This is a genomic window from Nonomuraea sp. NBC_00507, assembly GCF_036013525.1.
In the GTDB taxonomy this organism is placed as follows: domain Bacteria; phylum Actinomycetota; class Actinomycetes; order Streptosporangiales; family Streptosporangiaceae; genus Nonomuraea.
This window is the reverse complement of record NZ_CP107853.1, coordinates 12,044,500-12,055,419: the sequence shown is the minus strand read 5'-3', so window position 1 is coordinate 12,055,419 and position 10,920 is coordinate 12,044,500. Positions and strand designations below refer to the sequence as shown.

Sequence of the window (10,920 nt, the reverse complement as noted above, 5' to 3'; positions counted from 1 at the left end):
TCGATGGCAAACGAAGACAAGCTCAGGGACTACCTGAAGCGGGTCACGGCCGACCTTCACCAAACTCGTCGGCAGTTGCGCGAGGTTGAGGGCCGGGAGCACGAGCCCATCGCGATCATCGGCATGAGCTGCCGTTATCCGGGCGGGGTCACCTCGCCGGAGGAGTTGTGGCGGCTGCTCGACGAGGGCGGCGATGCGATCTCCGAGTTCCCCGCCGACCGCGGCTGGAGCGAGGAGTTGTACCACCCGGACCCCGACCACCCGGGTACGACCACCGCCAGGCAGGGCGGATTCCTCTACGACGCCGCCGACTTCGACGCGGGATTCTTCGCCATCTCCCCGCGTGAGGCCTTCGGGACCGATCCGCAGCAGCGGTTGTTCCTGGAGACGTGCTGGGAGACGTTCGAACGCGCGGGCATCGACCCGAACTCGGTACGCGGCAGCCGGACCGGTGTCTACGCCGGCGCCATGTACCACGACTACTTCCGCGCCGAAGCGCTCGGCAGCGTCATCTCCGGCCGGGTCGCGTACGCCCTCGACCTGGAAGGCCCGGCGGTCTCGATCGACACCGCCTGCTCGTCGTCCCTGGTCGCACTGCACCTGGCGGTGCACGCGCTGCGGCGGGGCGAGTGCACGCTGGCACTGGCCGGCGGCGTGACCGTGATGGCGACCCCGAACACGTTCATCGAGTTCTCCCAGCAGCGGGGCCTGTCCGCGGACGGGCGGTGCAAGTCCTTCGCCACCGCGGCCAACGGCACCGGCTGGGGCGAGGGCGTGGGCGTGCTGCTGCTCGAGAAGCTGTCCGACGCCCAGGAGAACGGCCACCAGGTGCTCGCGGTCATCCGGGGGAGCGCGGTCAACCAGGACGGCGCCAGCAACGGCCTGTCCGCGCCGAACGGGCCCTCCCAGATCCGGGTGATCCGGCAGGCGCTGGCCGACGCCGGCCTGTCGCCCACGCAGGTCGACGCGGTCGAAGGACACGGCACCGGTACGACACTGGGCGACCCGATCGAGGCCCAGGCCCTCCTCGCCGCCTACGGCCAGGACCGGCCGCTGGACCGGCCGCTGTGGCTCGGTTCGCTGAAGTCGAACATCGGCCACACCCAGGCCGCCGCCGGAGTGGGCGGCGTGATCAAGATGGTGATGGCCCTGCGCCACGGCACGCTGCCGCGCACCCTGCACGTGGACGAGCCGTCCGCCCACGTGGACTGGTCCGCCGGGGCCGTGGAGCTGCTGACCGAGGCCAGGGCATGGGAGCGGCACGACGCCCCCCGCCGGGCCGCGGTTTCCGCCTTCGGCTTCAGCGGCACCAACGCCCACCTGATCCTCGAGGAGTCGCCGGTTGAGCCGGACGACACCGAGCCGGGCGGCCTGACCCTGCCCCTGGTGCCCTGGACGGTGTCGGCCAGGGACGCGCACGCGCTCGCCGCGCAGGCGGCCAGGCTCAGGGCGTGGGCGGACACGCGGCCGGACCTGCCCGTGGCGGACGTGGGCTGGTCGCTGGCCACGAGCCGGGCCGTACTCGACCACCGCGCGGTGATCGTGGGGGCGAACAGGGACGAGTTGCTGGCCGGTCTCCAGGCAGTCGCCGACGGCACGGCCGTACCCGGAACCGTGACAGGAACCGGAACCGGCGGCAAGGTCGCCCTGCTGTTCGCCGGCCAGGGCAGCCAGCGGGTGGGCATGGGCGCGGGACTCGCCGCGGCGTTCCCCGTGTTCGCCGCGGCGCTGGACGAGATCTGCAAGGTCCTGGACCCGCTCCTGGACCACCCCGTACGCGACGTGATGTTCAGCGACCCCCGAGGGGTGCTGGACGACACGGGCATGACGCAGCCGGCGCTGTTCACGTTCGAGGTCGCCCTCTACCGGTTGCTGACCTCCATGGGCGTCGCCCCGGACATGCTGACCGGCCACTCCGTGGGCGAGATCGCGGCCGCGCACGTGGCCGGGGTGCTCTCCCTGGCCGACGCGTGCACGCTGGTCGCGGCCCGGGCCCGGCTGATGCAGGCCCTGCCCGCGGGCGGCGCCATGCTCGCCGTCGCCGCCGCCGAGGAGCGGGTGCTGCCGTTGCTGGCGGGCCACGAGGACCAGGCGGGGATCGCCGCGGTCAACGCCCCGGACGCGGTCGTGGTCTCCGGAACCGAGAGAGTGATCGACGACATCGCCCGGGCGCTCGGCGAGCAGCAGATCCGCACCCGGCGGCTGCGGGTCTCGCACGCGTTCCACTCGCCGCTGATGGAGCCGATGCTGCGGGAGTTCGAGCAGGTCGCGGCCGCCCTCACGTACCACGAACCGGCCATCCCGATCATCTCCGGCGCGACCGGGCAGCTCACCGACCCCGGCTACTGGGTGGATCACGTACGGCGGGCGGTCCGCTTCGCCGACGCGGTCAGCACAGCCAGAGCCGGCGGCGCCACGGTGTTCGTGGAGATCGGCCCGGACACCACGCTGACCACGCTCGCCCAGCAGACCGTCGACGACGGCGCCTTCATCCCGGGCGCCCGCAAGGACCGCGACGAGGCCCGTACCTTTGTCGAGGCCCTCGCCCACCTCCACAACCGCGGCGTCACCGTCGACTGGGACGCCTACTTCGCCGACGCCTGTCCCCGGCGCGCCGACCTGCCCACGTATGCCTTCCAGCACAAGCGCTACTGGTTCATGCCCGGGAACGAGGAGGTCGCGCCGGCCGCCGACGCCGTCGACCCCGAGTTCTGGGCGGCGGTGGAGCGTGAGGACGTGGCCGCCCTCGCCGCCACGCTGGACATCGCGGACGGTTCGCCGCTCGCCGCCATCCTGCCGGCGCTCTCGTCCTGGCGGCGGCGCAGGCGCGACCAGTCCACGCTGGACTCCTGGCGGTACCGCGTGACCTGGACGCCGTTGACCATCGCCGACTTCGCGCCCGTGCTGGACGGGGCCTGGCTGGTGACCGTCCCGGCGGCGCGGGCCGGCGACGACGCGGTGACCTCCGTCGTCCAGGCGCTCGAGCGCCACGGCGCCCGTCCCCAGGTCCTGGAGCTGGCCGACGACCTCGGCAGGGAGGACCTCGCCGCACTGCTGCGCGGCGACGTCGTACCGGCCGGCGTGTTGTCCCTCCACTGCGGCCTGGCGCGCACGCTCACGCTGACCCAGGCCATGGCCGACGCGGACGTGAACGCGCCGCTCTGGATCGCCACCGGCGGCGCCGAGAGCGTCAGCCGGGTCGACGCCGTACGTGATCCCGAGCAGGGCGCCGTGGCCGGGCTCGGCCGGGTCTTCGGCCTGGAGCACCCCGCCCGCTGGGGCGGCCTCGTCGACCTGCCGGAAACCCTCGACCCGCGCGCCCTGACCCGGCTGATGGCCGTGCTGGCCGGGATCGGGGACGAGGACCAGTTGGCGATCCGCGCCTCCGGCGTCTTCGCCCGGCGGCTGACCCCGGCGCCCAGGCAACGCGCCGCGGAGCGCCGCCGGCCGCACGGCACCGCCCTCATCACCGGCGGCACCGGCGGCCTGGGCGCGCACGTGGCGCGGTGGCTGGCCCGCGGCGGCGCGGACCATCTCGTGCTCACCAGCAGGCGCGGCGCGCACGCCCCCGGCGTCCCCGAACTCGTCGCGGAACTCGAAGAGCTCGGTGCGCGCGTCACGGTGGCCGCGTGCGACGTGGCCGACCGCGCGGCCCTCGCCGCCCTCGTCCGCGGCATCGAGGACGGCGGCGATGCCATCCGGTCGGTCTTCCACACGGCGGGCGTCCCGCACATCCGCCCGCTGCTCGAACTCGATCCTGCGGAGCTCGCCACCGCCACCCAAGCCAAGATCACCGGAGCCGCCAACCTGGACGAGCTCTTCGCCGGGCCGCTCGACGCCTTCGTGCTGTTCTCGTCCGGCGCCGGGGTCTGGGGTGGCGCCCAGAACGGCGCGTACGCCGCGGGCAACGCCTTCCTCGACGCCCTCGCCGCGCACCGCCGGGGCCGCGGCCTCGCCGGCACGGCGATCGCCTGGGGCTTCTGGGACGCCGCGGGCGGCGGCATGACCACGCTGCTCAGCGAGGACGACGCGCGCAGGTCCGGTGTGCGGTTCATGGATCCCGGAATGGCCGTCGACGGGCTGTGTCAGGCGCTCGACGACGACGAGACGAACCTGGTGATCGCGGACATCGACTGGACGCGGTTCGCGCCGCCCTTCGCCGCCGCCCGCCGCCGCCCCCTGCTCGACGGCGTGCCCGAGGCGGTCGCCGCCCTCGGAGACGACACCGAACCCGCCCCCGAGACCTCGGAACTGCGCGGGCAACTCCTGGAGCTGACCCAGGAGGATCAGGCACGCCTGCTGGTGGCGCGCGTCCGCGAGCAGGTGGCCGGCGTGCTCGGGTACGCCGGCCCGGCTGATGTCGACGCCGACCGGGCCTTCCGGGATCTCGGCTTCGACTCGGTCACCGCGGTCGAGCTGCGCGGCAAGCTCAACGCCGCCTTCGGCGTGCGGCTCCCGGCGACCGTGGTCTTCGACTACCCGAACGTCAAGGTCCTGGCCGAGCTGGCCAGGACCGAGATCCTCGGCGTGCGAGCCGAGCTCGGGACCGCCGGGGTGAGCCGCGGGCCGGTCGAGGACGACCCGGTCGTGATCGTGGGGATGAGCTGCCGCATTCCCGGCGGCGTGAACGGTCCCGACGACCTGTGGCGGCTGGTCGCCGAAGGCAGGGACGCGATCTCGCCGCTCCCCGGCAACCGGGGCTGGGACGTCGAGGGGATCTACGACCCGGATCCGGACGCCGTGCTCGCCTCGTACGTACGGGACGGCGGATTCGTCTACGAGGCGGGCGAGTTCGACCCCGAGTTCTTCGGGATCAGCCCGCGCGAGGCCCTGGCCATGGACCCGCAACAGCGGCTCCTGCTCGAAGCCTCCTGGGAGGCGATCGAGCACGGCCGGATCGCGCCCGGCTCGCTGCGCGGCACCCGTACCGGCGTCTTCGTGGGCGCGGCGTACGAAGAGTACGGCCGCAACTCCGACCAGATCCCGCTGGAATCGGTGGGGCACCTGGTCACCGGCACGCTGAGCAGCATCGTGTCCGGCCGCGTCGCCTACGCGCTGGGGCTGGAAGGCCCTGCTGTGACGGTCGACACGGCGTGCTCGTCGTCGCTGGTGGCCCTGCACCTGGCGGCGCAGGCGCTGCGGAACGGCGACTGCGACCTGGCGCTGGCAGGCGGTGTCACGGTGATGTGCACCCCGCTCGGGTTCATCGGCTTCAGCCTGCAGGGCGCGCTCGCCCGGGACGGGCGGTGCAAGCCCTTCGCCTCCGCCGCGGACGGGTTCGGCCTGTCGGAGGGCGTCGGCATGCTGCTGGTGGAGCGGCTGTCGGACGCCGAGCGCAACGGTCACCAGGTGCTGGCGGTGGTGCGCGGGTCGGCGGTCAACCAGGACGGCGCCAGCAACGGCCTGACCGCGCCGAACGGGCCATCGCAGCAGCGGGTGATCCGGCAGGCGCTGGCCAACTCCGGGTTGTCGGCCGCCGACGTCGACGTGGTCGAAGCCCACGGCACCGGGACGACGCTGGGTGATCCCATCGAGGCGCAGGCGCTCATCGCCACCTACGGCCAGGACCGCCCGGAGGATCGGCCGCTCTGGCTCGGTTCGGTCAAGTCGAACATCGGCCACACGCAGTCGGCCGCCGGCGTGGCCGGAGTGATCAAGATGGTGATGGCGCTGCGTCACGGGCTGCTGCCCAAGACGCTGCACGTGGACGAGCCCAGCCCGCACGTGGACTGGTCGGCCGGCACGGTGAAGCTGCTCACCGAAGCGGTGCCGTGGCAGGAGAACGGGCACGCGCGCCGCGCCGCCGTCTCCTCCTTCGGGATCAGCGGCACCAACGCTCACGTGATCATCGAGCAGAGCCCCGCCCCGGAGGAGGCGCCCAGAGAGACGGCGGATCTGCCGGTGGTGCCGATGACGCTGTCCGGCCGGAGCACGCAGGCCCTCCAGGCACAGGCGGGTCGGCTGGCTGAGTGGGTGGCGGGATCGCCTGAGCGGCTGGTGGATGTGGCGCATTCGCTGGTGGTCTCGCGGTCGGCGTTCGACCGCCGGGCCGTGGTGGTGGGTGCGGGCCGGGACGAGTTGCTCGCCGGCCTGCGTGGGCTGGCCGAGGGCGTGGACGTGCCCGGCGTGGTGGCGGGCGTGGCCGGGGCAGGCGGTAAGACGGTTCTGGTGTTCCCCGGTCAGGGGTCGCAGTGGGTGGGGATGGGGGTGGAGTTGCTGGAGTCGTCGCCGGTGTTCGCTGCGCGGGTGGCGGAGTGTGAGGCGGCGTTGGCTCCGTTCGTGGATTGGTCGCTGAGTGGTGTGTTGCGGGGTGGTGAGGGGTTTGACCGGGTGGATGTGATCCAGCCGGTGTTGTGGGCGGTGATGGTGTCGCTGGCGGAGGTGTGGCGGTCGGTCGGGGTGACTCCCGCGGCCGTGGTCGGGCACTCCCAAGGAGAGATCGCCGCCGCGGTGGTGGCGGGTGCGTTGTCGTTGGAGGACGGCGCTCGGGTGGTGGCTTTGCGTAGCCGGGCGATTGTGGCGCTGGCGGGGCGTGGCGGGATGGTGTCGGTGCCGCTGGGGTCGGCTGAGGTGGCCGAGCTGATCTCGCGCTGGGATGGGCGTGTGTCGGTGGCGGTGGTCAACGGCCCGGCCTCGACGGTGGTGTCGGGTGACGTGGACGCACTCGACGAACTGCTGGTCGACGCCGAGGTGTGGGGCGTGCGGGCTCGGCGGATCGAGGTGGACTACGCCTCGCACTCGGCGCATGTGGAACACCTTCAGGAGGAACTCGCGGGGCTTTTGGCTCCTGTGGCGCCCAGGGCCGGTCAGGTGCCGTGGTATTCGACGGTGCGTGGTTGCTGGCTCACCGGGACGGAGGCGGATGCGGCGTACTGGTATGAGAACCTGCGCCAACCCGTACGGCTGGATCCTGCGGTCCGGGCGCTGATCGAGGAGGGGCATGGCGTGTTCGTGGAGGTCAGCGCGCATCCGGTGCTGACCATGGCGGTGCAGGACACGGCGGAGGACGCCGGCGGCGAGGTCGTGGCGGTCGGCACGCTGCGCCGGGAGGACGGCGGGTTACGCCGATTGTGGTCCAGCGCGGGCGAGCTGTGGGTACGCGGCGTCGAGGTCGACTGGGCCCAGGTGTACGCCCCCGCCCGTCCCCGTACGGTCGCCCTGCCCACGTACGCCTTCCAGCACCAGCACTACTGGCTCGAGGAACGCACCGCGACCGCGGGCGACGTCGGCGCGGCCGGCCTCGGCGCCGCCGGACACCCCCTCCTCGGCGCGGCCGTCCCGCTGGCGGACGGGGACGGCGTGCTGCTGACCGGAAGGTTGTCACTCAGAACCCACCCATGGCTGGCCGACCACGCCGTCAACGGCCAGGTGATCCTGCCCGGCACCGCGTTCGTCGACCTGGCGATCAGAGCCGGCGACGAGGCCGGCTGCGACCTGCTGGAGGAGCTCACCCTCCAGGCCCCGCTCACCCTGCCGGAACGCGGAGCCGTCCAGCTCCAGCTGACCGTGGGCGCGCCCGGCGAGGACGGACGGCGGTCCCTCACCGTCCACGCCCGCTACGACGACGAGCCGTGGACCTGCCATGCCGCCGGCGTGCTCGCCCCGGCCGCCGCGCCGCCGCCGGCGCGGGAGCCGGCCGCGTGGCCGCCCGAGGGCGCACAACCCCTCGCGCTGACCGGCCTGTACGACTGGCTCAGCGAGGCGGGGCTGGGCTACGGCCCGGCCTTCCAGGGGCTGCAGGCCGTCTGGCGCCGCGACGACGATCTGTTCGCCGAGGTCACCCTGCCCGAAGAGGGCGCCGGATACGGGCTGCACCCCGCGCTCCTCGACGCCGCCCTGCACTCCCTCGCGCTCAACGCCGCCCAGGACGGGCCCCGGATGCCGTTCTCCTGGACCGGCGTACGGCTGCACGCGACCGGAGCCACATCGATCCGCGTACGCCTCACGATGCGGGAGCCCGACCGTGTCGGCCTCACCGTCACCGACACCGCGGGCGTCCCCGTCGCCGACGTGGCCTCGCTCGTGCTGCGCCCCCTGCCCGCCGACCTCGGCGCGGCGCCCACGGGACACGACTCGCTCTACACCCTCGAATGGACGCCCGTGCCGGCCGGCGAGCCCTCCGGCGACCAGCGATGGGCCGTCATCGGCGACCACGTGGCCGGGATCGACGCCGTGGCTCATGGCAGCCTGGCCGAGCTCCTCGCCACCGGGACGGTACCCGAGCGGGTGATCGTCTCCCTGGACGGCGGCCCGGAGGGCGGGCTCGCCGGGGCTGTTCAGGACCGGACCTGCGAGGTGCTGGAACTGCTGCGGACGTGGCTGGCGGAGGAGGGCTTCCCCGCCTCACGGCTGGTCGTCGTCACCCACGGCGCCGTCGCTGCCACCGGCCACGACGAGGTGGCGGACCTGGCCAACGCCGCCGTCTGGGGCCTGGTCAGGTCCGCGCAGTCGGAGAACCCCGACCGGCTGATCCTCGTCGACCTCGACCGCGACCCCGGCTCCTACCGGGCGCTGCCCGCCGTACTGGCGACCGGAGAGACCCAGCTCGCACTCCGCGGCGGGACCGCGTACATGCCCCGTCTGGCCCGCGCCGGGACCGGCGCGCTCACCCTGCCCGCTGCGGCCGAGAACTGGCGGCTGGACGTGACCAGCCGTGGCACCGTCGACGACCTCGCGCTGCTCCCCGCGCCCACGGTGCCACTCGCCCCCGGGCAGGTCCGCATCAGCACGCGGGCCATGGGGCTGAACTTCCGCGACGTGCTGATCGCCCTCGACATGTACCCGGGCGATGCCCCCATGGGCGGCGAGGGCGCCGGCGTCGTCATCGAGGTCGCCGGCGACGTCACCACGCTCGCGCCCGGAGACCGCGTGATGGGCGTCATCGACGGCTTCGCCCGGCACGCGGTCACTGACCACCGGATGCTCGCCCGCATCCCCGACGGCTGGACGTTCACCCAGGCCGCCTCCGTGCCGATCGCCTTCATCACCGCGTACCACGCCCTGGTGGACCTGGCCGGCCTGAAGGGCGGCGAACGGCTGCTCGTGCACGCCGCCGCCGGCGGCGTCGGCACGGCCGCCGTGCAACTCGCCCACCACCTGGGTGCCGAGGTCTACGGCACCGCGAGCGAGCCCAAGTGGGACGCGGTACGCCGCTTGGGCGTCCCCCAGGAACGGATCGCCTCCTCCCGGACGCTGGAGTTCGCCCAGACCTTCGCCGACGGTGTGGACGTCGTGCTCAACTCCCTCGCCGGAGAGTTCGTGGACGCCTCGCTGGGGCTGCTGCGACCCGGCGGGCGGTTCATCGAAATGGGCAAGACGGACGTGCGGGACGCGGCCGAGCTGGCGCCGGTGCACTACCAGACCTTCGACCTCACCGAGCTCGACCCAGGCCGTACGGGCGCGATCCTCGCCGAGATCGTCGACCTGTTCGCGCGGGGCGCGCTCCAGCCGCCACCGGTCAGGACGTGGGACGTACGCCGCGCCACCGAGGCCTTCCGGCACGTCGCCCAGGCCCGCCACATCGGCAAGGTCGTGCTGACCACGCCGCGCGAGCTGGACCCCGACGGCACCGTGCTCGTCGTCGGCGGCACCGGCGCGCTCGGCGGACTGGCGGCCCGCCGCCTGGTCGCCGAGCACGGCGTGCGGCATCTGGTCCTGACCAGCCGCCGCGGCCCCGCCGCCGGCGGCGCCGCCACGCTGCGGGACGAGCTGACCGGGCTGGGCGCCGACGTCCGGATCGCCGCCTGCGACGCCGCCGACCGGGACGCCCTGGCGGCGCTGCTCGCGGGAATCCCCGCCGAGCATCCGCTGACCGCGGTCGTCAGCACCGCGGGCGTGCTGGACGACGGGATGATCTCCTCGCTCACACCGGAACGCGTCGCGGCCGTGCTGCGCCCGAAGGTCTCCGCCGCCGTCAACCTGCACGAGCTCACCGCCGATCTCGACCTGACGTTGTTCGTGCTGTACTCGGGTGCTGCCGGCGTGCTCGGCAGTCCCGGACAGGGCAACTACGCCGCGGCGAACGCCTTCCTCGACGCGCTCGCCCAGCACCGCCGGGCCCGCGGCCTGGCGGCCACCTCCCTGGCCTGGGGCCTGTGGTCGCCGGAGAGCGGCAGCGGCATGACCGGTCACCTGGACGAGGCCGACCTGAGCAGGCTGAGCCGGTCCGGCATGGGCGCGCTCGGCCTCGAGCAGGGTCTCGACCTGTTCGACCGTGCGCTGAGCGCGGACGAGGCGGCGCTCGTGCCGATCCACCTCGACCTCGCCACCCTGCGCGCCGGCGCCGCCATGGGCTTCGGGCACCCGCTGTTCCGCGGCCTGGTACGGATCTCCGCACGCCGCGTGCTGGTCGCCGAATCCCCGGCGACCGAGTCGCTCACCGACCGGCTCGCCGTCCTGCCGGAAGCCGACCGGCCGCCGCTCCTGCTCGACCTGGTACGCGGCCACGTCGCCGCCGTGCTCGGCTTCGCCGGGCCCGAAGCGGTCGAACCCGGGCGGGCGTTCAAGGAGATCGGTTTCGACTCGCTGACCGCTGTGGAGCTCCGCAACAGACTCAAATCCGTCACCGGGCTCCGGCTGCCGGCCTCGCTGGTCTTCGACTACCCGAACCCCGCCGTCCTGGCCGGGCACCTGCTGGAAGAGCTCGCGCCCCCGGCGCACAGCCCCGAACAGCAGGTCCTGGCGGAGCTTGACCGGATCGAGGCCAGGCTGGCCGTCGTCGCGGCGGAGCACGAGACCGCCGAAGAGATCACCGCCCGCCTCGAGCAGCTCGTCTTCTCCTGGAAGCAGCGGCAGGGCGCCGTCCCCGCCGAGGACGTCGCGGGACGGCTCGGCTCGGCGACCGCCGACGAGATCATCAGTTTCATCGACAACGAGTTCGGACTCTCCTGAGCAGGCTTCAGCGACGGCTAGGAAGGCAAC

1 protein-coding gene is annotated in these 10,920 nt (G+C 73.5%); it reads left to right on the top strand.

The window, feature by feature from the left end:
• The first annotated feature begins 3 nt into the window (after window positions 1-3).
• Entirely contained in the window at window positions 4-10,890 is a 10,887-nt protein-coding gene (locus OHA25_RS57035) for a type I polyketide synthase (protein WP_327585126.1), read from the top strand.
• Window positions 10,891-10,920: the final 30 nt, after the last annotated feature.

Bases quoted from the DNA above. Each gene is read 5' to 3' on its own strand.
- OHA25_RS57035 (WP_327585126.1), top strand. From the start codon at position 4: ATGGCAAACGAAGACAAGCTCAGGGACTACCTGAAGCGGGTCACGGCC.